The following is a 22,200-nucleotide window of genomic DNA, read 5'->3' as shown; positions in this document are numbered from 1 at the left end:
GCCCGTCCCTTTTGACCGCAAACGACCTAGGCCGTGGGCCGGCAAAGGAAAAGGCTCAACGGTAGGCGGAGATCAGCGTCAGCGAGATCATCAGCAGCGTGGCCGCGAGCAGGATACGCCGCTGCCGCGCCTCGGCCGGGTCGCGCATCCATTCGCTCGTCGTGTTGATGAAGGTCACGGGGCCGGGGAACTGCCGCCCGGTCCGGTCGACGGCCCGCGCCCTCAACCGGAACAGCGTCTGGAACGCGAGCGCCGCCCACACGAGGAACACGAAAGCCTGAAGGGCAAGGAACAGGACGACCGGCCAGATCAACCGATGGCCTCCATGACGAGCAGTATCATTATCGGCAGGGTCGAACCGATCGCGTAAGACACCGCGACCACGCGCACGAACCTCAATGCCTCGCAAAGCAATCTATTCATACAAGGGCAGCCCCCACAGTGCCCGGAGTCGAGCGAAGTCGCTCCTGACGCCGTGGTCAACGTCGCCCCATGAGGTGTGTGAGTTTTGCATCGCAACTGCGGCCTTTGCGCCGCAGGTTCGTGACGCGCCGTCCCGAATGACCGCGCGATTGCAGCCGGTTAAGCTCTCCGAACAAAGAATGAGGGGAAGCCGTCCATGTCCGACATCGTGATTCTGTCCGCCGCGCGCACTGCCATCGGCACCTTCGGCGGATCCCTCGCCGCCGTGCCGCCGATCACGCTCGGCGCGACGGTCGCCTCGGCCGCGATCGAGCGGGCGGGCATCGCGCCCGACCGGGTCGGCACCGTCGTGTTCGGGCACGTCATCAACACGGAGCCGCGGGATATGTACCTGTCCCGCGTCGCCGCGATGGAGGCCGGGGTTCCCGAGACGGTTCCGGCGATGAACGTGAACCGACTGTGCGGTTCGGGTGCGCAGGCGATCGTCAGCGCGGTACAGTCGCTGATGCTCGGCGACGCGGACGTCGCGCTTGCAGGTGGCGCGGAGTCGATGAGCCGCGCGCCTTTCATCGTCCCCCAGCAGCGGTGGGGCGCGAAGATGGGGGATGTCGCCTCGCTCGACATGATGCTCGGCGCGCTCAACTGCCCGTTCGGCACCGGCCACATGGGCGTGACGGCGGAGAACGTTGCGGACGAACATGGCGTCAGCCGCGAGGATCAGGATGCCTTCGCGCTGGACAGCCAAACCCGGGCCGCGCGGGCCATCGCCGAAGGCCGTTTCAAGGATCAGATCGTCCCGGTGGAGATGCAGACCCGGAAGGGCTCGATCAGCTTCGCCACCGACGAACACCCGAGGGAAACGACGGCCGAGGCGCTCGCCGGTCTGCGCGCGGCCTTCCGCAAGGACGGCAGCGTCACCGCAGGCAACGCCAGCGGTATCAACGACGGCGCGGCGGCGCTGATCCTGGCGCGGGCGGACGCGGACGCTGGCACGCCGCTGGCGCGAGTGCTCGGCTACGCCGTCTCCGGGGTCCGGCCCGAAGTGATGGGCATCGGCCCGGTCCCTGCCGTGCGGAAGCTCCTGGAGCGGACGGGCCTGTCTATCGGCGACTTCGCCGTCATCGAGTCGAACGAGGCGTTCGCGGCGCAGGCCGTCGCGGTGAGTCGCGAGCTCGGCATCGACCCGGACCGGGTGAACCCGAACGGCGGCGCCATCGCGCTTGGCCATCCGGTCGGGGCGACGGGGGCGATCCTGACGGTGAAGGCGCTCTACGAGCTGAAGCGCATCGGTGGCGGCCGCGCGATCGTCACCATGTGCATCGGCGGCGGTCAGGGCATCGCGCTGGCGATCGAGAGCGTCTGACCCTCAGCGCATTTCGACCGACACGCGCGCCGCCCGCCCCTCGGCGTCGATGACGGTAAGATCGGAAAAGCCGGGTCCGAGCCCGTCGATCTGGATTTCGCGGCGGTGCCCCTGCCCCACCGGCGCGCCGTTGGCGAGCCACGTGAAAGGCGCGGCCCCGTCGCGGACCTTCACCACCAGCAGGTCTCCTTCGACCACGGCGCCCTGTGGCGGGAACGCGATGCGCGGGCCGTCCGCGACCAGCTCGCCGCGCGGGCGGAACCGCTGAAGCGCCTGCGGCAGGGAGGCATTGCTCACCAGCAGCGTCTCGGGTGGCGGGGGCGGCAGCGAGTCCGCCTCCGGCTTCAGCCGGTCGAAAGCGGAGAAAAGCACCGGCGCGGCGAGGCCCGCCCCGAAGATGCCCGGCACCGGTGTGCCGTCGGCGCGGCCCATCCACACGCCGATCACATGCCGCCCGTCATAGCCCATCGCCCAGGCATCCCGGTATCCGTAGGACGTGCCGGTCTTGTAGGCGATCCCCTCGCCCATCACGCCGGCGGGGCGCGGCGTGTCGCGGAGGATATCGCCAAGCTCCCACGCGGCGGCGCGGTTCATCAGGTGATGCGGCACGAAGCCCTCGGTCGGGTCGGGGCGGGTGCGCAGGTCGACGGCGACACCATCGTTGGCGAAGGCGGCATAGAGCCGTGTCAGGTCCTCGAGCGTCACGCCGATCCCGCCGAGCGCGACGGCAAGGCCAGGACGACCGCCGGGCAACGCGGGCTCCGCCCCGGCGCGGCGCAGGCCGGTCAGCAAATGCTGCGGGCCGAGCGCGTCGAGCAGGCTCACCACCGGCACGTTCAGCGACAGTTGCAGCGCGCGGCGGACGGGCAGTTCCCCCCGGAACATGCCATCGAAATTCTGCGGGGCATAGCCGTCGAAGCCGACGGGCCGGTCGGCGATCAGCGTTTCGGGATGGACCAGCCCCCGGTCGAAGGCGAGCCCGTAGACCAGCGGCTTCAGCGTGGATCCGGGAGACCGAAGCGCCTGCGTCATGTCGACGAAGCCCTGCCGCGCGTCGGCGGTGTAAGCGGCGGAGCCGACGGAGGCGAGCACCTCTCCCGTCGTGTGGTCGGCGACGAGGATCGCCACCTGCATCCGGTCCCCCGCGTCGCGCACTGCGCCGGCAGCGAGATCCTCGAGCTCGGCCTGAAGGCCGGCGTTCAGCGTCGTCTGGTGGATACCGGCCACCGGATCGGTTTCGGTCATTCGTTCGGCAAGGTGCGCGGCGAGCGCCGGGAAATCGTGACGTCCCCGCGGCGCGGCCTCGGTGATCGCGGCCTCCGCCTCTGCCGGATCGAGGATGCCGTCCCGCGCCATACGGGCCAGCACCCGGTCCCGCGACGCGCGTGCCGCCGCCGGGTCACGGTCGGGCCTGCGGGCCTCGGGCGATTGCGGCAGGGCGACCAGCAGCGCGGCCTGCGCCGGGGTTAGCCGGTTCGGCGGTTTGCGGAAGTAGGCGAAGGTCGCGGCCCGCACGCCTTCGAGGTTCCCCCCGAACGGCGCACGGTTGAGGTAGATCGTCAGGATCTCCTCCTTCGACAGCCGGCGCTCGAGCGCGAGCGCGACGCGCATCTGCCGCAGCTTTCCGGACATCTGTCCGGTGGTCCCGTCCTCGATGATCCGCGCGACCTGCATCGTCAGGGTCGAGCCGCCGGAGATCACCCGCCCGTAGCGCACCGCCTGGTAGACGGCGCGGGTCATCGCGACCGGGTCGATGCCGTGGTGATCCCAGAAGCGCTTGTCCTCGTAGCGGATCAGCATGTCGATGTAATCGCGGTCCACCCCGTCGAACCCAACAGCGAGCCGCCAGCGCCCGTCCGCGACGAGGAAGGGACGCAGCAGTTCGCCGTTCCGGTCCAGAACCTCGACCGAGGTCTCGACCGTCAGCGGCGGCAGGACCGTCGCGTCGACCCAGTCATCGAAGCGATCCCGCCCGTGGGCGAGCGCGCCCATCGCCACTGCGGCGACAAACAGCACCCATGCCCAGCGCCGGCTCATTCGACGATCGTCACCCGGCCCGTGTCCGTGTTGGCACGCATCTGCGGGCGATACATATCCTCGACGCTGGCGGCGGGGTGATGATACTCGCCCGGCGATACGGCGCGGACGATGTAGGCGAGGCGGAACACCTCGTCGTCGCGCCAGTCGACGGCGGCAAGGAAGCGGTCCTGCCGGAACTCCGCATTCTCGCCCTGCACCGGGTCGAGCCAGTCGAGCGCGGAGATATCACCGCCCCGCAACAGGTTCGGGTTGTCGATCTCGAAGCCCGCCGGCAGCGGGTCATTCACCATCAGCCGCGCCTCCTGCCGCCCGAAGGGCCGGACGGTCAGAACGGTGACGAGCCTCGTGCCGGTGGTGATGCCGGTCGGATCGACGGCCTCACCTTCCATCGTGAAGTACTCGCGCTGGATCTGGTAGCCGTTGCCGCCCGCCGGCTCCGCCAGTTCCGGCACGCCGAAGGTGGTCAGGGTCAGCTCGGTGTCCGTGTCGCTCTCGTTGGAGAACACGACGGGGGCAGAGTTCACCGCGTCCTCGCGCATGTGGACGATCGGTCCTGCAGGCGCGGCGCCGTCGACCGTCACGCCGGTCTCGCGCAGGTCGTCGATCAGCGCGTTGGCGGCGAGCAGGGTCCACGTCGCCTCCTGCGTGGAGGGACGGCCGGGGCGGGCGATCACCTCGGACAGGCGCTCGCGGTCGACGGCCCCCGACCCGGCCTCGACGGCGAGGGCGAGCACGGCCGCCGCGTCACGCGTGTCGGTGCCATAGTCGGCCCGCCAGACGGAGGCCTCGGTGTCCGATTTCAGACGCTCGTTCAGAAGCGACGCAGCGCGGGAGAACATCGCGTCGGCGCGTCGCTGTTCGCCGTATTGCGCGAGGGCGGCGCCCAGCTGCGCGGCGGCGAGCGGGGCGGTGAAATCCTCCGCCTTCTCGTCGGCGTAGTAGCGCAGGTCGCCGATGGCCGCCGCGCCCTCCCGGGCGAGCACCATCAGCGCATAGGCAAGGTCATGACCGCCGCTGTCGAAATCGGGATAGTAGTTCACCCGGTTGCGCAGGTTGTCGATCGCCATCTCGAAGGCGACGTCCGGCACATCGTGGCCGCGCGCTTTCGCCCGGCTCAGGAAGTCCGTGACATAGGCATCGAGCCAGAGGTCGCCGGAATAGGGCCCCCAGAGGCCGAACGCCCCGTTCCGTGACTGGTTGGCGAGGACGGCAGTGATGGCGTCGTCGATCCGCTCACCGACTTCGCCCGCCTGTTCCAGCCCCATCGCAGTGGCGACCTGATCGAAGTAGAGCAGCGGCAGCGCCTGCGACGTGATCTGCTCGGTGCAGCCGTAGGGATAGCGGTCCAGCATGGCGAGCAGGCCGGGCGCATCGAACCGCGCCAGCGGCCCGACGGAGAGCGTGGCGCTCGACGAGGCGGGAACGAAGCCCGCGAAGACCTGGTCGTCGAAGGTGAAGCTCTCGCCCGCCGCGAGTGTGAAGCGATGGGTGCGGGAGACCTCCGGATCGTTGACCTGCACCGGGATCGTCACCGTCTTCACCAGTTCATCACCGTCTGGGCCGGTGACGGTGAGGGTGATGTCATGCACGCCGGCCCCCTCCGCGACGATCGGGACGGAGCGGACGAAGCCGGTCTGATCCTGCACGGAGCCGTCGAGGAACCCGTCAGGGGCGACAAGGTTCAGCCCCGCAGAGGTCACGTCAAGTTCGACCGGGCCAGTGGGCCCATAGGCATGAGTCACCTCGATCAGCATCCGGCTCCGGTCGCCGGGGGCGAGGAAGCGGGGGACGGTGACGTTGACCACGACCGGATCGCGGATCAGCACGTCGGCGTCCGCCTGTCCGACGCCCGTTCCGGACCACGCGATCGCCATCAATCGAACGGTGCCGTTGAAGGCCGGGATCTCGAAGCTGGCCTCCGCGCGGCCGTCCGGGCCGACCTCAACCGGGCCGGTGAAGTAGGCGACCAGTTCCTCCGTCGGAGGCGGAGACTGCATGGCGCCGACGCCACCGGCATCGCCGCCGGAGCGGACCTGCCCCATCGCGCCGGTCATCCCGTCGAGCAGGCGGCCGTAGATGTCGCGCATCTCGATGCCGAGCTTTCGCTGACCGAAGTAGTGGCCTTGCGGATCGGGGCTCTCGAAACCGGTGATGTTGAGGATGCCGACATCAACGGCGGCGAGCGTCACGTAAGCCTGTTCCCCTTCGGCGATGCCGTCGACCTGCACGCCGACCTCCATCGTGTCGCGTGGGGTCGCGCTTTCGGGGGCCTCGATGGAGACGGAGAGCGCCTTGTCGCCGGGATCGACCTGCGCGTAGGACAGGCCGAGCGCGCGGGCCGGATTGCGGCTTTCAGAGACGTCCATCGGACGGATAACGCTGGCGGTGACATAGGCGCCCGCGCCCCACTCCTCCGTGACCTCGAGCGGGATGATATTCTCGCCCTCCGTCACGTCGACCGCTTCCATGCGGATCACGCGGTTGGACATGACGGTGACCAGCGCGGTGCCCGCATAGCGCGGGACGATGCGGAACTCGGCCGTCTCGCCCGGCAGGTAGCTTTCGGCGTCGAGCGAGGCTTCCAGCATGTCGGGCGTGTCGCCGGTGTCCGCCGGGGCATACCAGCCGGCATAGAAGCTCTGCGAAGAGGCAAGGTAGGCGCCGTCGGTCCGTTCGACGACGATCTCGTAGCGCCCCCAGTCGACGGGAACGGAGACTTCGACCGAGTCCTCGCCGAGGGTGGCGGTGTCGGAGGCGACTTCCTCGCGCCGGGTGACCGGCTCCCAGTTCCAGCGGCCGTTCACGCGATACCATTGGTAAGTCGTGGTCACGCGGTTGACGGTCCAGGAGACGTCCATCGGCTGTGCCGACAGGTCGCTGGCGAGGCCGATGAGAGAGAAGGCGGCAGAGGTGCCTTCGCCGACGACTCCGTCGAACTCCGGCCGGATGCCGATCATCGCGGAGTCGGGCAGCACCTGCGCGGTGGCCTGACGCTCCACCGGGCGACCGGACAGTTCGTTGACGGACGCGTTGACCAGCAACTCCATCGGGCGGCCGCCGCTTTCGATCTCGGGGATCTTCACATCGACAAGGGCGGAGCCGTCTTCCGCCGTCTGCCAGTCGGAGCCGAGCGAGACGGCGCGCGGGCTGAGCGGTTCGTCGTAACGGCCGAAGCTATAGCCCGGCCATTCGGATACGGAGGAGGCGGCGCGGATGATGACGTCGCCCACGATGTCGAGGCCAGCGGCAGGGGCACCGAACAGGTAGTCGGCCTGCACCTTCAGCGGCGGCGTATCGGTCTGCGAGACCGTTTCGGGCAGGTCGAGCGCGACGTCGATCCGTTCGGGCAGGAAGTCCTCGACCAGCACTGTGTCGGAGGCAAGCGGCGCCTCGTCGACATCGAGGTAGAGCCCGACCTCCCACACGCCGCGGGGTGCGTTGCCGGCGACGGGCAGCGCGAAGACATGGCCGCCGGCGGCGTCCGTTTCCGAGTAGTGGCGGGAATATTCGACGCCGTCGGGCCGGGTCAGGATCGCGGTGAGAGGCAGGCCCACCTCCGCCAGCGCGGTCTGGTCGCGCATCAGTGCAGTGACGTGGATCGTCTCCCCCGCGCGGTAGGCGCCGCGATCGGTGGCGAGGAACACGTCGACCGGCGGCGCCGGCTCCCGCCCCTCGACGCCACGGTCGGACAGGTCGAACGCCGGCCCGGTCAGCGACAGGAAGGCCATGTCGTCGCCCTGCTCCACCGTCACCAGCGCGGGCGCGGCTGCGCCCGTGCCCCGCGTCAGGCCGGGGGCGAAGGTCGCGACGCCGGTGGCATCGGTGGTCGCCGTCTCAAGCACTTCGTTGGCGTTGGAGATCAGCGTGATCGTCGCCCCTTCCGTTGCGGAGGCGTCGGCGAGCGAGCGCACCACGACCGTCAGTCCGTCGATCCCCATCATCGTCGCGATGCCGAGGTCTGAGAGCACGAACCACTGGGTTGCGGGCGGATCGTCGTACGGGTCCTGACCCGGCACGCTGGCGCGCAGCACGTAGACGCCCGGCGGCTGGTCGGCGATCGCCTCGGCCAGCGGGATCCGCGTGGTCATGTCGGCGTTGAGCTCCATCTGGACGTCGGCCTCGCCGGTCCAGACCTCGTTGCCGATATAGGTCTCGAAGTAATCCTGATCGTAGGCGTAGAGCGGACGGGCGAAGAGATCCTCCTGCATCGCGCGCACGATGTTGCGGTCGGTGACGGTCGACAGCGTCAGGTCGACCGTTTCGACGTTCACGCTTTCCACCGGGAGCGCGGCCTCGCCGGTACGGGGCAGGACATAGCCACGGCCCGCGAAGCGGACCTGCGGAGCGCGGTCGCGGACATACATCGTCAGCTCGATCGGGCGGATCAGCGTCTCTCCGCTTTCCGCCGGGAGCCCCTCGCGCAGGACGATCCGGTAGCGGGAGCCGTGCACGACACCGTCGACGCAAAGCTGCTCGCCGCTGGCCTGAACCGTCAGGCTCTCGTCCGGCAACTGGACGTAGGGCGCGTAGTCGACCCCGGCGGGGACCAGCGGTTCGTTGAAGATCGCGCAGAGGCGGGGCTCGGCGCTGTCGCTTTCGACGTCTGTGTCGGTGACCCTGAAGCCGTACTTGCCGATCGCATCCTCGAGCAGCGTTTCGGTGTCGCGGCGGAAGTCGGCCTCCTGCGCGGCGCGAAGCGCGTCGATCATCAGACGGCCCCGGTCGTCATCCTCGAGCGCCTCGGCAAGGGCGACGAGGGCGGTGGCCTGCTGCGCTGCACCAGAGGCGCGAAGGTAGCCGTTGATCGCGGCGGGCACCGCGCGGTCGCGGATGCGGTTGCGCTCGGACGTGTCGGAGACGGACGCGCTGCGGGCGAGAATCGAGTAGTCGACCCAGAGGTCGGCGCGGTCGGTCAGCGCAAGCGCCGCGCCGGTATATAGCAGCGCGGTGTAGAGGTCGTCGTTGCGGCGGCTCGTCTCCACGGTCGCGAGCAGTTCCTGCGCGGTATTCTCATCGGAGCTGTGCAGCCGGCCGATCGTCTGGCCGAGGTCACGCGCGGCGTTAAAATCGCGGGGCGACAGGAACGAGGCGGACTCGATCCGCGCCTCCATCGTCGAAAAGACCTGCGGATCGGTGCGCAGCAGACGGCCCGACACCGCGCCGTCGTAAGCGGTCACGTCGGAGACCCCGCTCTTCGGGAAGCAGGAGCCATTACGCTGGTTGTAGGTGAAGGCGACGCAGGAATTGTCGGCGAAACACGCGGCCTGACAGGCGTCGAGTGTCGTATCGAAGATCGTGGCGAGGTCGGCGCCGTAGAAATCGAGGTTGCGGGAGATGGCGACGCGTCGGTCCGGGATCGGGTCCTGCGCAGCTGCGACAGATGCAACGAGAGCGAATACCAGCGTCAGAAAAAGACGGGTCATCGGCCAAACTCCTAAATCATAATGCCCGCAAGGTGCCACGCGGCGCGGCTTGCTGGCAACGATTCCCCCGTGCAGATAGGGTGCGGGTTTCCTGACTTTCCGGAGCAGTCGTCATGTCCAAACCACCTTTCACGGTCCGCGCCCTCGGCGAAGTGGCCATCCGTGTCGCGGACATGGGCGCGATGGTGCGCTTCTACCGCGACCGGATCGGGCTGACGTTGCTCCGGGGCGGAGAGGACGCGCCGATCACCTTCTTCCGGATCGCCGGAGGGTTCGGCGGTCACACGACGGTGCTCGCCCTGTTCGACCGGGCGCTGCAGGAGGACGCTGCCGGCGGGCCGGTCACCGGGGCGCAATCGTCGCTGCACCACATCGCGCTGAGCCTGCCGTTCGCCGAGCAGGAGGCCGTGATGCGCTGGTACGAGGAGACCGGCCAGCCCTACCGTGTCGAGCATTTCGACTGGGTCGGCTGGCGTGGCATCTTCACCGAGGATCCGGAAGGCAACGTGGTCGAACTGGTCGCCTACGACGATACCTTGCTCGTGGAATGAAGCTGTTCGCGCTCGTCGCGCTGGTGATGACGGCCTTCGCGGCGAACTCGGTCCTGAATCGCGTCGCAGTCGCGGGCGGGACGGACCCGGTGGCATTCGGCGCGGTGCGGCTGCTGTCGGGCGCGCTGCTGTTGGCGCTGCTGGCGCGTGGGCGGATGGGGTCGGCGGTGCGACGACCCGGGCGTGCCGCGTCCGTCGCGTGGCTGCTGGTCTACATCTTCGGGTTTTCGCTCGCCTATCGCGGGCTCGATACCGGGCTGGGCGCGCTGATCCTGTTCGGCTGTGTGCAACTGACGATGTTCGCCGCCGCGCTGCTGTCGCGGGAGGCGGTGCCGGCTACACGATGGGCCGGGGCGGGGATCGCGCTGACCGGTCTTGTCGTCCTGCTGTGGCCCGGCGCGGCGATGCAGGTGGGCCCCGGCTTCGCGGCCCTGATGGCCGGCGCGGGCGTCGGCTGGGGGCTCTACTCCTTGAGCGGGCGGAAAGAGGCGGACGCGCTCGCGGGAACGGCGGTGAACTTCGCACTCGCCGCCCCGGTGGGATTGGCGGGTTGGCTGCTGGTCGGGAGCACGTTGCCGGATGCGACGGGGATCGCCTGCGCGGTCGCGTCAGGCGCGATTGCCTCGGGCCTCGGCTATGCGCTCTGGTACGTGGTACTTCCACGCCTCGCGGCGACGACGGCGGCGGTCGCGCAACTGTCCGTACCGATCATCGCGGCGGCGGGCGGGGCGCTGATCCTCGCCGAAGGCGTGACACTGCGCTTCGCCTTGGCGACGCTGCTGGTGCTCGGCGGGATCGCGGTGTCGCTCAGGCGTCCGGGTAGGGGCGGCTAAAGACCGGGGCGTCGTCGGTGCTCGCCTCCGGGTCGAACTGGTAGCCCCCCGTCTCGAACCCGGAGAGGTCGGCAGGATCCGTCACCCGGTTTTCCATCACGAACCGCGCCAGCGCACCGCGCGCCTGCTTGGCGAAAAAGCTGACCATCGTGCGCTTGCCGTTCCGCTCTTCCAGGAAGGACGGCGTGATGACCTTCAGCTTCAGCGCGGGACGGTCGGCGGCGGTGAAATACTCCTTGCTGGCGCAGTTGAGCAGCACTTCGGTGCCGACTTCCTCCGCCTGCGCATTGAGCGCCTTCGCCACCTCGTCGCGCCAGAACTGGTAGAGCGAGGTGCCCCGGCGGGTCTTCAGCTTCACGCCCATCTCCAGCCGGTAGGGCTGAATCCCGTCGAGCGGGCGCAGCACGCCATAAAGGCCCGAGAGGATGCGCAGGTGATCCTGTGCGTATGACAGCGCGTCGGGCTCCAGCGTCTTCGCCTCGAGCCCGCGATAGGTATCGCCGTCGAACAGGAAGGCAGCGGGGGCGAGGTCCTCGTCCGCCGGGTCATCGCGATAATCGCGGAAGCGGTCGCGGTTCAGCCGGGCGAGGTCGTCGGACAGGTCCATGAGCGCCTTGAGGTCCCGCAACGGCATGTTGCGGGCGGTCTTGGCGAGGCGCAGCGCCTCGTCCTCGAAGACGGGGCGGGTGATCTCGCCGGGGAACGGCCCCTCGGCGAGCGACTTGGCGGGAGAGATGGTGACCAGCATGGGCGGGTGATCGCACGGCGGCGGGGGGAGGTCCATCGCCCTCCGCTCAGGCCGTCTCCCCCAGCACGTCGAGGAAGGCGCGGGCGAAGCGTTCGGCATGTCGGTCGCCGAGCAATCGGGCGATTCCGGCCTCGTCGCTCGGCTTCATCCGCGCGATCTTCGCCAGCATCGTCGCGGAACAGGAGAGCGGCTTTTCCGTACCGTCCTCGCCGCGGGCGAGATCGGCCTGCACCTGCATCAGGCGGTCGTAGATCATCCCCTCGTTCCGCCCGGCGAGCTTCATGCGCGAGGGGTGCAGCTTCTCCGCCTCGCCGGCGACGACTTCGAGGAAATCGCGCCCGTAACTGTCGAGCTTCTTGGCCCCGACACCGCCGATTTGCGCCATGTCGTCGAGGGTCTTGGGCCGGGTCTCGGCCATTTCGATCAGGGTGCGGTCGTTGAAGATGATGTAGGCCGGCACGCCCTGCGCCTCGGCCAGCGCGCGTCGCTTGGCCTTCAGCGCGGAGAGCAGCGGCGCGTCCTCTTCCGAGACCAGCGTGCGGACGACGGGCCGGTCGGACTTCGCGACGCGGATCGTGTCGCGGCGAAGCGTCACGCTTTCCTCGCCCTTCAGGATGGGGCGGGCGCGACCGGTCATGCGGAGCGCGCCGTGACGTTCCGGATCGGGGCGCATCAGGTCGCGGCCCATCATCTGCCGGAACACGGCCTGCCACTCGCCCTTGGACAGGTCCTTGCCGACGCCGAAGGTCGGCAGCTGTTCGTGGCCGCGTTGGCGCACCTTCTCGGTCTCGTTGCCCATCACGATGTCGATAAGATGTCCGGCGCCGAAGCTCTCGCCCGTCCGCAGCGCGGCGGAAAGCGCCATGCGCACCGGGGTCGTGGCGTCGAAAAGCTCCGGCGGCTTGTCACAGAGGTCGCAGCCGCCGCAGGTCTCCACCTCCTCGCCGAAGTAGGACAGCAGCGATTTGCGCCGACACTCGAGCGCCTCGGCGAGGCCGAGCAGCGCATTCAGTCGGCCGTGGTCCGCCGCCTTGCGCTCCGGCGGGGCGAGGCCCTCGTCGATCTGGCTGCGGCGGAAGCGGATGTCGTCGGGGCCGAACAGGGTGAGCGTTTCGGCGGCGGCGCCGTCGCGACCGGCGCGGCCGATCTCCTGGTAGTAGGACTCGATGCTCTTGGGCAGGTCGGCGTGAGCGACCCACCGGATGTCGGGCTTGTCGATGCCCATGCCGAAGGCAATCGTGGCAACGACGATCAGCCCGTCCTCGCGGGCGAAGCGGCCCTCGACCGCGCGGCGGTCGTCGGGGTCCATCCCTCCGTGGTAGTGGCACGCCGAATGGCCCTGCTCGCGCAGCGCCTGGGCCAGCGTCTCCGTCTTGGCGCGGGTGCCGCAATAGACGATGCCGGATTGCCCCCTGCGGCCTTCGGCGAAGGCGAGGATCTGGCGGCGGGGCTGGTCCTTCACGGCGAAGGCGAGGTGAATGTTCGGGCGGTCGAAACCGCGCAGGAACTCGCGCGGGCGCTCGCCGTCGAACAGCTTCGCGACGATCTCTTCCCGGGTCTCGGCATCGGCGGTCGCGGTGAAGGCGGCGAGCGGCACGCCGAGGTCGCGGCGCAGCTCTCCGATGCGGAGGTAGTCGGGCCGGAAATCATGCCCCCACTGGCTGACGCAATGCGCCTCGTCCACGGCGATCAGGCTGACGCCGATCCGGCGCAGCATCGCCTGCGCCCCGCCAGAGGCGAGCCGTTCGGGTGCCATGTAGAGCAGGCGCAGACGCCCGTCCTCGATCGCGCTCCAGACCTCGGCCGTCTCTTCCTCGGTGTTGCCGGAGGTCAGCGCGCCGGCTTCCACACCCGCTTCCTTCAGGCCGCGCACCTGGTCGCGCATCAGGGCGATCAGCGGCGAGATCACCACTGTCACACCGTCGCGCATCAGTGCGGGAAGCTGGAAGCACAGCGACTTGCCGCCGCCGGTCGGCATGATGGCGAGCGTGTTTTCCCCTTGGGCAACAGCCTCCACGATCTCGGCCTGGCCGGGACGGAAGGAGTCGAATCCGAAAACCTCGCGAAGAAGGGGTTCAGCGCGCATGGGGGCAGCCTGCCAGCATCAAGTTATCTGCTCGTTACTCAACAGACTCCCACAGCGCGGGTGCGGCGGCAAGAGCGGGCGGCTGAAACCTTCTGCCACACTCGTCGTTGCCGTCTTGAACAGCAAGGATTGACCGAAATGACGCTCCGCGACCCCCGCACCCTGCATCCGCAACCCCCGTTCGAGAAACAGCCTCAGGACCCGCCCGGGCTCGACGCGAAGATGAAGCCCGTCCCGGCCGACGGGGCCGAAAGCTGGGTCGGACACGGACGGCTCGAAGGGCGCAAGGCGCTCATCACCGGCGGCGACTCCGGTATCGGCCGGGCGGTTGCCATCGCCTATGCCCGCGAGGGGGCCGAGGTCGTCATCAACTACCTTCCCGAGGAAGAGCCCGACGCGGAGTCCCTCGCCGAGATCTTCGAGGCGGACGGCAACACGCTGCACCGGATGCCCGGCGACCTGATGGACGAGGCCTTCGCCCGGCAGCTGGTGAAGGACGCGGCAGAAAAGATGGGCGGGCTCGACATCATGGTCGTGAACGCCGGCAAGCAGGTGACGCAACCCGACATCGCCAGCATCTCGTCCGAGCAGTTCGATCAGACGATGAAGACGAACGTCTACGCGATGTTCTGGATGTGCCAGGAGGCGATGGCGATCATGCCGCCGGGCTCGTCGATCATTCCCGTCACCTCGATCCAGGGGTACGATCCGGCGCCGCAGCTGCTCGACTATGCAACGACGAAGTACGCGATGCGCGGATTCACGATCGGCCTCGCCAAGCAGGCCATCGAGAAGGGCATTCGCGTGAACGGCGTCGCGCCGGGGCCGATCTGGACGGCGCTTCAGCCATCGGGCGGGCAGACGCAGGAGGCGGTCACGCAGCACGGCGCGGGCGCACCCATCGGCCGGCCGGGCCAGCCGTCCGAACTTGCCGGCGCCTTCGTCTACCTCGCCAGCGACGAGGCAAGCTACACCATCGGCGAGATCCTCGGCGTCACCGGCGGCGCGCCGACGGCCTGACCAAGAGCGCCGCCGGTCCTGCCGGCGGCGCTTCACGTCACATGAAGGCGTACATGTTGTTCCGGATGACGATCTCGAGCGCGTAGATCGCCAGAAGCGCCAGCAGCGGCGACAGGTCGATCCCGCCGAGATCGGGCAGGATCCGCCGGATAGGCCCGTAGATCGGTTCCAGCAGACGGTTCAGACCATACCAGATCTGCGAGACCAGAGGCTGCCTGATGTTGAGCACCTGGAAGTTGATGAGCCAGCTCATGATGAAGTGCACGATGATGAAAAATCGCGCGACGCCCAGCACCAGCAGGAGGATCTGGAATAACGACTGCATATGTCTCCGTCCCGTTCTTGACGCAAGGCAGGTAAGCATTCCGGGACGCGGGAGCAATCCCCTGACCCAGGGTCACTGTTGACGTCTACGTCACCCACGCCCACGAATCCGGGTTGAAGGAGCCTGCCCGATGTATCCCTTTCTCCGCCTTCTCTATCAGGACTTCCGGCACCGGAACGACCCGCCGCTCGGCATCCGGGACATCCACGAGAGCGAGCACATCTGCTGGCCGTGGGACATCGACCTTTGGATGGAGCTCAACAACGGGCGGACGCTGACGCTCTACGACCTCGGGCGCATTCCGGCGGCGCGGCGGCTCGGTCTGCTGGCCGTGATGAAGGACAAGGGCTGGGGTCTGACGGTCGCGGGATCCACCACGCGCTACCGCCGCCGGGTCCGGGCCTTCGAGAAGGTGAAGATGAAGACGCGGGGCTGTGGCTGGGATCACCGGTTCTTCTATATCGAGCAGTCGATGTGGAAGAAGACCGGCGACTGCGCGAGCCATGTTCTGATCCGCTCGGCCATTACCTCCACGGACGGCATCGTGCCGCCTGCCAGGCTGGCCGAGGCGATGGGCCTGCCCGAGGACAATCCACCCCCGGACTGGGCGAAGGCATGGATCGACGCCGAGGCGGTCCGGCCCTGGCCGCCGTTTCAGGATTGAACGGGCGGTGCGTCGCATGGATGGCGCACCTGCCGGATTGATCCAGTCCGACGACCCCGCGCCCCTTGCCTGCGGGTCAGCTTTTCCGTTTGATCGCGGCGGGATGGACGTGGGGGCGAAATGACCGACGAGCGAAAACGGATCTGGGGCTGGATGGCCTTCGACTGGGCGACCCAGCCGTTCTATACGCTCGGCCTCACCTTCATCTTCGGCCCCTACTTCGCCTCCGTCGCGACCGACTACTTTGCCGCTGCCGGCGAAAGCCCGACTGCCGCCGATGCTCATGCGCAATCCGTCTGGGCCCTGGCACAGACGCTGGCGGGATTGTTCATCGGCATCCTCGGCCCGGTGCTCGGCGCCTACGCCGACAGCACGGGGCGGCGGATGCCGTGGATCCTGCTGTTCTCGGCGATCTACATCGTGGCGATGGCCGCGCTCTGGACCATGGCGCCGGACGGCAGCGCGCTGTGGTTCTGCCTCTGGGCGTTCTCGGCGGGCTTCATCGCGGCGGAGTTCGCCCTGATCTTCGTGAATGCGCAGCTGCCGTCGCTCGGCACCGAGGAATCCATCGGCAAGATCAGCGGCACCGGCGCTTCCATAGGCTATTGGGGTGGCGTGGCGTCGCTGTTCATCATGCTGTTGCTGTTCTTCGAAGCCGACGCGGAAGCCGGGACCACGCTGCTCGGCAATCCGCCGGCCTTCGGGCTCGACCCCGAGGCGCGGGAAGGCACGCGCATCGTCGGACCGTTCATCGCGCTTTGGTTCGTCGTCTTCATGATCCCCTATTTCGCCTGGGTGCGCGAGGCGCGGCCCGCGACAAAACAGGGCGGCGTGCGGCAGGCGCTCGGCGACCTCTGGACCTCGATCAAAGGCATTGCCCGCCGGGACAGCCTGAAGGGGTTCCTGATCTCGTCGATGTTCTACCGCGACGCGCTGAACGCGCTCTACGGGTTCGGCGGTGTGTATGCGGTGCTCGTGCTCGACTGGACGCTGATCCAGATCGCGATCTTCGGGATCATCGGCGCGGTGACCGCCGGCATCGCGACGTGGGTCGGCGGGCAGCTCGACGCGCGCTACGGGCCAAGGCCGGTGATCGTCGGCTGCATCCTGATCCTGATCGTGGTCTGCACCGTGATCGTCGGCATGACGCGGGAGATGGTCTTCGGCTTCCCGCTCGCGGAAGGGTCCACCCTGCCGGACACGCTGTTCTACATCTGCGGCGCGGCGATCGGCGGCGCGGGCGGGGCGATCTACGCAGCCTCGCGGACGATGATGGTGCGCCATACCCATCCCGATCGCCCGACGGAGGCCTTCGGACTGTTCGCGCTGTCGGGCAAGGCGACGGCGTTCCTCGCCCCGGCGATGATCTTCGTCTTCACCAGCATCACAGGGGACCCGAGGCTGGGCATCTCGCCGGTCATCCTTCTTTTCATGGTCGGCCTCATTCTGCTAGTCTTCGTCAATAAAGACGGAGATCGAGCAGCATGGTCCGCACCCTAGTCCTCATCAGTGCCTGTCTTCTGGCGCTGGCCTCATGCCAGCGCAGTTCCGGCACCTCCACCGCATCGACCCAGAACGCGAATCCCGGCGCGCCGGAGGCGAGCGCGGCAGCCGCCGACCCCTCCGACAGCCGCGTCGCGAAGGACGTTTTCGGTTACCTGTCGACCGCGTCCGTCCAGACATCCGAACCGATCGGCGGTTATTCGCGCGGCTGCCAGGCCGGCGCAGTGCAGCTGCCCGAGACCGGACCGACCTGGCAGGCGATGCGGCTGTCCCGCAATCGCAACTGGGCGCAGCCGATCACCGTCGACTTCGTGCAGGACCTGTCGCGCTTCGCGGCGAGCTTGCCGGGGTGGGAAGGACTCTACATCGGGGACATGAGCCAGCCGCGCGGCGGCCCGATGCTGTCGGGCCACGCCAGCCACCAGATCGGGCTCGACGCCGACATCTGGATGCTGCCGCCGCAGCGGCTCGACCTGTCCACCGATCAGCGGGAACAGATTTCCTCGATCTCCATGCAGCGCGCGGAAGGCGCCTACACGAACGACCGCTGGACCGCGCAGCACATGGCGCTGCTCCGGCAGGCCGCGTCGGACCCGCGCGTGGCGCGGATCTTCGTCTTCGCCGGCGCCAAGGTGGCCATGTGCAACGCCGAGACCGGCGACCGCGAATGGCTGAGCAAGATCCGCCCGTGGTGGGGTCATCACTACCATTTCCACGTCCGCCTGAACTGCCCGCCCGGTGCTGCCGGCTGTGAGGATCAGGCGCCACCGCCCCCCGGCGACGGCTGCGCGGAGGCGCAGGAGTGGGTCGACAATATCCTCAACCCGCCGCCGCCGGATCCGAACGCGGACCCCGCCCCGGCGCGCGGTCCGGTGACGATGGCGCAGCTTCCCGGCGCCTGTCAGGACGTTGCCCGGTCGAACTGAGTTGAGCTTCCGAACCTTTTTCACGGCGGCCGTTCTGGCCGCCTGTCCCCTCGTCGGGTCTGCGGAGGTGACGTACCTCGGCACTTACATCTGGAACGAGCGGCACGTCGGCGGCGTCTCGGGACTGGAGCTTTCGGACGACGGGAGCAGCTTCGTCGCGATCAGCGACCGGTCGATCCTCTATCGCGGCACGATCACGCGGGATGGCGACCGGATCACAGGCGTGACGGCGGAGAAGCTGGGACTTCGACGGCCGGACGGCGGGGAGATGCGGGACGATACGGAGGGCCTCGCCGTCGCGCCGGACGGCACGGCCTGGATTTCGCTCGAAGGGGAGGCCCGCGTCCTGCGCTACTCTCAACTCGACGGGGTCCCGACAGAGCTTCCCGCGCATCCCGACTTCGCGGGCATGCGCGACAACCGCGCGTTAGAAGCGCTCGCCCTCGCACCGGACGGGTCGCTCTACACGCTGCCCGAAGTGCCCGGAGACGACGGCCTGTTCCCGGTCTACCGCTATGCCGGGGGCACATGGTCCATCGCCTTTCGCCTCCGCCCGCGAGAGGGGTTCATGGCCGTCGGTGCGGATTTCGGGCCGGATGGCGCACTCTACCTCCTGGGGCGCAAGCTGGGTCCTTTCGGCTTCCGCAGCCAGGTCCGGCGGATCGTCCCCGGCACAATGGACGAGACCGTGCTGCTGACCACGCCGTACAACCAGCACGACAACCTCGAAGGGCTTGCCGTCTGGCAGGACGAGAGCGGCGCGATCCGCCTGACGATGATCGCGGACGACAATTTCTATCCGATCCAGCAGACCGAGATCGTCGAATACCGGCTTGACTGACAGCAGGGCGGCCCCTAAAGGCCGCCCGTTCCCCGCGGTGGGGAACCAAGTGCCGCACCTTGCCAAAACGGAAACATGTCCATGACCCGCACCCTGCCCGGCATCCTTGCCATGGCCGCCATCGTGGTGGCCTCCAATATCCTCGTTCAATTCCTGATCCTCGACGGCCTGCTCACGTGGGGCGCCTTCACCTACCCGTTCGCCTTCCTCGTCACCGACGTGATGAACCGGGTCTACGGCGCCGGTCCGGCCCGTCGCGTGGTCTTCGCCGGCTTTGTCGTCGGAATCATCTGTTCGCTGATCGGCTCTCAGATCATGCTGGAATTCGGCCCGGCTGTGCCGCTTCGCGTCGCCGTCGCTTCGGGCACCGCGTTCCTCGTCGCGCAGCTGATGGACGTCGCCGTGTTCTCGCGCTTCCGCGACGGCGCGTGGTGGCGCGCGCCGCTGGCATCGACCCTCGTCGGCTCGACCGTCGACAGCGTTCTGTTCTTCACCATCGCCTTCGCCGGCTTCCTGAGCTTCGGCGCAGTGGCGGACGAACAAGTCGGCTGGGCGCTCGAGGCCGTGCCGTTCCTGACCGTCGGTCCGGTGGTTCCGCTGTGGATCTCGCTCGGCGTGGCGGACTGGGCCGTGAAACTGGCGGTTGCGCTGATTGCGCTCGTTCCGTTTCGCCTCATCGTTGGGCGTTTGCTGGCCGGGCCCGCCTAGGGATAGCGGAAATTTATTTGACTTACACAAATTCTGTGTAACCCTCCTAGTCAGGCGAAACCAATGAAAGGAGGTGATCCAGTGTCTAGAAAGATGGTGGAGAGAGGTGTCGGGACAGCTTGGGAGGACCGCTCCTGAGGCAGCCCTTGGGAACTGAACCCCTGAGTTGGGGATCCTAACCGACCCCACCTCCTGAACTTTCGAAGGGTCGCTCCGTCGCCGGAGCGGCCCTTTTCGTTATATGGAGGGACGAGAAAGGACGACGTCATGCCACTGAAGATCAACGACCGGATCGAGATCCAGGATTGGGAACTGGTTGAACAGTTCGTCCGCGCCGGCGGTCCGGGCGGGCAGAACGTCAACAAGGTCTCGTCCGCCGTCGAGCTGCGTTTCGAGGCAGAACGGTCGCCGTCGCTGCCCGACCCGGTGAAGCGGCGGCTGCGACGCATCGCGGGGCGGCGGTGGACGAAGGACGGCGCGCTCATCATCCAGGTCTCGGAAGAGCGCAGCCAGGCCCGAAACCGCGACCTCGCCCGGGAGCGGCTGATCGGACTGATCCGCCGCGCCTGCGAGGCTCCGAAGAAGCGGATCCCGACCCGCGTCTCGCTCAACCAGAAACGCAAGCGCGTGGACACGAAGAAGCGCCGCGGCGAAGTGAAGACCTTGCGCGGCAAGGTCGATCCATGAGGGAGGGACGCCCATGAAGATCGGTATCGTCGGCGCGGGCATGGTCGGCTCTGCCGCTGCCTTTTCGCTGGTCATGCGCGGTGTCGCCTCGCGCATCGTGCTGGTCGACCTCGACGACGCGCGCGCCCGGGCGGAGGCGGAGGACATCGCCCACGCCATTCCCTTCGCCTCTCCCGCGCGGATCGAGGCAGGTGGCTACGGTGACCTCGCCGGCGCGTCCATCGTGATCCTCGCCTGCGGCGTCGGACAGAAACCGGGCGAGACCCGGCTGCAGCTTCTGGCGCGAAATGCCGAGGTGTTCCGCGTCGTCGTGGGTGAAGTCCGCTCGGCCAGCCCCGACGCGATCCTGCTGGTTGCGTCGAACCCGGTCGACATCATGACCCAGGTCACGCTGAGCATCTCGGGCCTCCCCGCAGGACGGGTGATCGGATCGGGCACGATCCTCGATACCGCGCGGTTCCGGTGGCTGCTGTCCCGGCACCTCGGCATCGCGCCTAAATCGGTGCACGGTTACGTGCTGGGTGAGCACGGCGACAGCGAGGTGCTTTGCTGGTCAGGGGCCCGCGCCGGCACGGTCCCTGCCGACAGCGCAGCGGAGCAGGTGGGCCGTCCGATCACGAATGAGGTGCGGCAGGAGATCGACGACGGCGTGCGCCGCGCCGCCTATCGCATCATCGAGGGCAAGGGCGCGACGTGGTACGGCATCGGTGCGGGCCTGTCGCGGATCGCCGCCGCCATCGGCGGGGACGAGGGCGCGATCCTTACCGTGTCGACCGTGTCGGACGTTCTGGGCGTCAGCGACGTCGCCTGCTCCCTGCCGCGAGTCGTCGGGGCGAACGGCGTGACGCAGGAGCTCTTGCCCGACCTGTCGCCGGCAGAGGCGGAGGGGCTCGAAGCCTCCGCCGCCATGCTGAAGGATCAGGTCGGGACGCTGTCGCTGTAATCAGGCAGACAAGGCCAGCGGCGCGACGGTCTGCTCGAGGAAGTCGCGCAGCACACCGAAGTAGCCGTCGCTGCGCGCGGGCTGGTTGGGATCGGAGGTGATCGCGACGGTCAGCTCGGCCTCGGGCACAACGAAGATGATCTGCCCGCCGTAACCGCGTGCCATCGCGTAAGGATGCCCCTGCACCTCGCCGAGGAACCAGCCGTACCCGTAGGACAGCCCCGAATAGGGCGACCGCGTGCGCTGCTCGAAACTGGCGGTCACGTAGTCTTCGGGCAGAACACGGGTGCCGTCGTAGCTGCCGCCGAGGCGGTAGAGTTCACCGAACCGCACCATCGCGGCGGGCGTCAGGGCCATCTGGTTGCCGCCCATGTAGCGGCCCTGGGGATCCTGCGTCCACGGCACGATGTAGGTGCCGAGCACATCGCCCAGCCGGTCCCGGGCCAGCGTCAGGAGGCTGTCGCCCGTCGCCTCGGACAGCGCCGCGCCGAGCACGTGGGTCGTGCCCGTGGAATAGAGCATCCGACCGCCCGGCTCGTCCACGAACTCCCGGCCCAGCGCGTTGGCCACCCAGTTGCCGCTCGCGACCCAGTTGCCGTAGTTCGGCCCGCTCGTCCGCTCCAGCCCGGCGCGCAGCGTCACGAGATCCTCCATCGAGATGGAGCCGACCCGTGGATCGGCGTCACCTGGGATCAGGTTCGGCGCGACATCTTCCAGCGTGGCGGAGATGTCGGCGATCTCACCGCTTTGGAGGACGGAGCCGAGGAGTCCTGCAACGATGGTCTTCGACACCGACTTGATGTTGGCCGGCGTGTCGACGGAGGGCCCGCGCACGGCCTCTTCCAGCACCAACTCGCCCCTGTGGGCGACGGCGATGGCGTGGAACTGGTCCAACTCCGCAGCAAGGCTGGGAAGGTCGGCCCATCCCTGCGGCATCGCCTGCGCGCGAGCGGAGAGGGGGGCGGCGGCGAGCAAGGCGAGGGTCGTGCGGCGAGTGATCATGGGCGCTCCGGGTGATATCAGGCCGGAAGGTAGGAGCGGCGCGGGCGAAGGTGAAATCACGTGGGCGTGGGGGTTGGTGGGGGGCGGGATCGGGTGCGCAGTGAATGCGCACCC

At 68.3% G+C, this 22,200-nt stretch carries 18 protein-coding genes; 11 read left to right on the top strand and 7 right to left on the bottom strand.

From position 1 onward, the window contains the following. Positions 1 to 55: 55 nt before the first annotated feature. Positions 56 to 313, bottom strand: a complete 258-nt coding sequence (locus tag I8N54_RS19570) for a hypothetical protein (RefSeq protein ID WP_140194762.1) — start codon at positions 311 to 313, stop codon at positions 56 to 58. A 306-nt stretch (positions 314 to 619) separates the two neighbouring features. Between I8N54_RS19570 and I8N54_RS19565 the strand changes: the two genes are divergently transcribed. Continuing rightward, positions 620 to 1,786, top strand: a complete 1,167-nt coding sequence (locus I8N54_RS19565) for an acetyl-CoA C-acyltransferase family protein (RefSeq protein ID WP_140194764.1) — start codon at positions 620 to 622, stop codon at positions 1,784 to 1,786. Positions 1,787 to 1,789: 3 nt separating this feature from the next. Here the strand turns inward: I8N54_RS19565 and pbpC are convergent, their stop codons facing one another. Further along, positions 1,790 to 3,823, bottom strand: coding sequence for a penicillin-binding protein 1C (gene pbpC / locus I8N54_RS19560; protein WP_140194766.1), 2,034 nt, complete (start codon positions 3,821 to 3,823; stop codon positions 1,790 to 1,792). Next, on the bottom strand, positions 3,820 to 9,249 hold the full coding sequence (locus I8N54_RS19555) for an alpha-2-macroglobulin family protein (RefSeq protein WP_140194768.1): 5,430 nt from the start codon (positions 9,247 to 9,249) through the stop codon (positions 3,820 to 3,822). Before I8N54_RS19555 ends, pbpC begins: the two co-directional genes overlap by 4 nt. Positions 9,250 to 9,362: 113 nt before the next feature. Here I8N54_RS19555 and I8N54_RS19550 point away from each other — a divergent pair, with 113 nt between their 5' ends. Both I8N54_RS19550 and I8N54_RS19545 read left to right on the top strand, forming a co-directional pair. Next, positions 9,363 to 9,800 (top strand): VOC family protein, encoded by a 438-nt coding sequence (locus tag I8N54_RS19550; RefSeq protein ID WP_140194770.1) that lies wholly within the window; start codon positions 9,363 to 9,365, stop codon positions 9,798 to 9,800. Further along, complete coding sequence (locus I8N54_RS19545) at positions 9,797 to 10,633, top strand: DMT family transporter (protein WP_140194772.1); 837 nt, start codon at positions 9,797 to 9,799, stop codon at positions 10,631 to 10,633. The genes I8N54_RS19550 and I8N54_RS19545 overlap by 4 nt, the downstream gene beginning before the upstream one ends. On the opposite strand, the gene yaaA is transcribed toward I8N54_RS19545, so the two are convergent. Both yaaA and recQ read right to left on the bottom strand, forming a co-directional pair. Continuing rightward, on the bottom strand, positions 10,608 to 11,381 hold the full coding sequence (gene yaaA, locus I8N54_RS19540; RefSeq protein ID WP_140194774.1) for a peroxide stress protein YaaA: 774 nt from the start codon (positions 11,379 to 11,381) through the stop codon (positions 10,608 to 10,610). The genes I8N54_RS19545 and yaaA overlap by 26 nt on opposite strands. Before the next feature lie 46 nt (positions 11,382 to 11,427). Continuing rightward, positions 11,428 to 13,467, bottom strand: coding sequence for a DNA helicase RecQ (gene recQ / locus I8N54_RS19535; RefSeq protein ID WP_140194776.1), 2,040 nt, complete (start codon positions 13,465 to 13,467; stop codon positions 11,428 to 11,430). Positions 13,468 to 13,605: 138 nt separating this feature from the next. Here recQ and I8N54_RS19530 point away from each other — a divergent pair, with 138 nt between their 5' ends. Then, entirely contained in the window at positions 13,606 to 14,487 is an 882-nt protein-coding gene (locus I8N54_RS19530) for an SDR family oxidoreductase (protein WP_140194778.1), read from the top strand. A gap of 37 nt (positions 14,488 to 14,524) precedes the next feature. Here I8N54_RS19530 and I8N54_RS19525 read toward each other — a convergent pair whose 3' ends face one another. After that, complete coding sequence (locus tag I8N54_RS19525; protein WP_140194780.1) at positions 14,525 to 14,812, bottom strand: YggT family protein; 288 nt, start codon at positions 14,810 to 14,812, stop codon at positions 14,525 to 14,527. Between the two features lie 130 nt (positions 14,813 to 14,942). On the opposite strand from I8N54_RS19525, the gene I8N54_RS19520 reads away from it, so the two are divergent. The 7 genes from I8N54_RS19520 (at position 14,943) to I8N54_RS19490 (ending at position 21,084) form a co-directional block, all read left to right on the top strand. Continuing rightward, a complete protein-coding gene (locus I8N54_RS19520; RefSeq protein ID WP_140194782.1) occupies positions 14,943 to 15,476 on the top strand; it encodes an acyl-CoA thioesterase in 534 nt (177 codons plus the stop codon). A gap of 120 nt (positions 15,477 to 15,596) precedes the next feature. Next, positions 15,597 to 16,976, top strand: coding sequence for an MFS transporter (locus tag I8N54_RS19515; protein WP_140194784.1), 1,380 nt, complete (start codon positions 15,597 to 15,599; stop codon positions 16,974 to 16,976). Then, positions 16,961 to 17,905: a penicillin-insensitive murein endopeptidase gene (gene mepA, locus I8N54_RS19510; RefSeq protein ID WP_140194786.1), complete on the top strand. Its 945-nt coding sequence runs from the start codon at positions 16,961 to 16,963 to the stop codon at positions 17,903 to 17,905. Before I8N54_RS19515 ends, mepA begins: the two co-directional genes overlap by 16 nt. A 1-nt stretch (position 17,906) precedes the next feature. Continuing rightward, positions 17,907 to 18,746, top strand: coding sequence for an esterase-like activity of phytase family protein (locus I8N54_RS19505; RefSeq protein ID WP_197097563.1), 840 nt, complete (start codon positions 17,907 to 17,909; stop codon positions 18,744 to 18,746). 81 nt (positions 18,747 to 18,827) lie between these two features. Next, on the top strand, positions 18,828 to 19,454 hold the full coding sequence (locus I8N54_RS19500; protein ID WP_140194790.1) for a queuosine precursor transporter: 627 nt from the start codon (positions 18,828 to 18,830) through the stop codon (positions 19,452 to 19,454). Positions 19,455 to 19,721: 267 nt separating this feature from the next. After that, entirely contained in the window at positions 19,722 to 20,141 is a 420-nt protein-coding gene (gene arfB / locus I8N54_RS19495) for an alternative ribosome rescue aminoacyl-tRNA hydrolase ArfB (protein ID WP_140194792.1), read from the top strand. Positions 20,142 to 20,154: 13 nt separating this feature from the next. Then, positions 20,155 to 21,084, top strand: a complete 930-nt coding sequence (locus I8N54_RS19490; RefSeq protein WP_140194794.1) for an L-lactate dehydrogenase — start codon at positions 20,155 to 20,157, stop codon at positions 21,082 to 21,084. Here the strand turns inward: I8N54_RS19490 and I8N54_RS19485 are convergent, their stop codons facing one another. Then, entirely contained in the window at positions 21,085 to 22,086 is a 1,002-nt protein-coding gene (locus tag I8N54_RS19485) for a serine hydrolase domain-containing protein (protein WP_140194797.1), read from the bottom strand. Positions 22,087 to 22,200 lie beyond the last annotated feature (114 nt).

It is taken from the genome of Pelagovum pacificum, assembly GCF_016134045.1.
GTDB lineage: Bacteria > Pseudomonadota > Alphaproteobacteria > Rhodobacterales > Rhodobacteraceae > Oceanicola > Oceanicola pacificus_A.
This window is presented reverse-complemented; position numbering and strand designations above follow the sequence as displayed.

What these genes read in the sequence shown, in the direction of transcription:
- I8N54_RS19555 (WP_140194768.1), bottom strand. Translation starts at nt 9,249, where the DNA reads ATGACCCGTCTTTTTCTGACGCTGGTATTCGCTCTCGTTGCATCTGTC.
- I8N54_RS19500 (WP_140194790.1), top strand. Translation starts at nt 18,828, where the DNA reads ATGACCCGCACCCTGCCCGGCATCCTTGCCATGGCCGCCATCGTGGTG.
- I8N54_RS19525 (WP_140194780.1), bottom strand. Translation starts at nt 14,812, where the DNA reads ATGCAGTCGTTATTCCAGATCCTCCTGCTGGTGCTGGGCGTCGCGCGA.
- I8N54_RS19530 (WP_140194778.1), top strand. Translation starts at nt 13,606, where the DNA reads ATGACGCTCCGCGACCCCCGCACCCTGCATCCGCAACCCCCGTTCGAG.
- I8N54_RS19545 (WP_140194772.1), top strand. Translation starts at nt 9,797, where the DNA reads ATGAAGCTGTTCGCGCTCGTCGCGCTGGTGATGACGGCCTTCGCGGCG.
- I8N54_RS19565 (WP_140194764.1), top strand. Translation starts at nt 620, where the DNA reads ATGTCCGACATCGTGATTCTGTCCGCCGCGCGCACTGCCATCGGCACC.
- I8N54_RS19490 (WP_140194794.1), top strand. Translation starts at nt 20,155, where the DNA reads ATGAAGATCGGTATCGTCGGCGCGGGCATGGTCGGCTCTGCCGCTGCC.
- yaaA (WP_140194774.1), bottom strand. Translation starts at nt 11,381, where the DNA reads ATGCTGGTCACCATCTCTCCCGCCAAGTCGCTCGCCGAGGGGCCGTTC.
- mepA (WP_140194786.1), top strand. Translation starts at nt 16,961, where the DNA reads ATGGTCCGCACCCTAGTCCTCATCAGTGCCTGTCTTCTGGCGCTGGCC.
- recQ (WP_140194776.1), bottom strand. Translation starts at nt 13,467, where the DNA reads ATGCGCGCTGAACCCCTTCTTCGCGAGGTTTTCGGATTCGACTCCTTC.
- I8N54_RS19485 (WP_140194797.1), bottom strand. Translation starts at nt 22,086, where the DNA reads ATGATCACTCGCCGCACGACCCTCGCCTTGCTCGCCGCCGCCCCCCTC.
- I8N54_RS19515 (WP_140194784.1), top strand. Translation starts at nt 15,597, where the DNA reads ATGACCGACGAGCGAAAACGGATCTGGGGCTGGATGGCCTTCGACTGG.
- I8N54_RS19520 (WP_140194782.1), top strand. Translation starts at nt 14,943, where the DNA reads ATGTATCCCTTTCTCCGCCTTCTCTATCAGGACTTCCGGCACCGGAAC.
- I8N54_RS19550 (WP_140194770.1), top strand. Translation starts at nt 9,363, where the DNA reads ATGTCCAAACCACCTTTCACGGTCCGCGCCCTCGGCGAAGTGGCCATC.
- pbpC (WP_140194766.1), bottom strand. Translation starts at nt 3,823, where the DNA reads ATGAGCCGGCGCTGGGCATGGGTGCTGTTTGTCGCCGCAGTGGCGATG.
- arfB (WP_140194792.1), top strand. Translation starts at nt 19,722, where the DNA reads ATGCCACTGAAGATCAACGACCGGATCGAGATCCAGGATTGGGAACTG.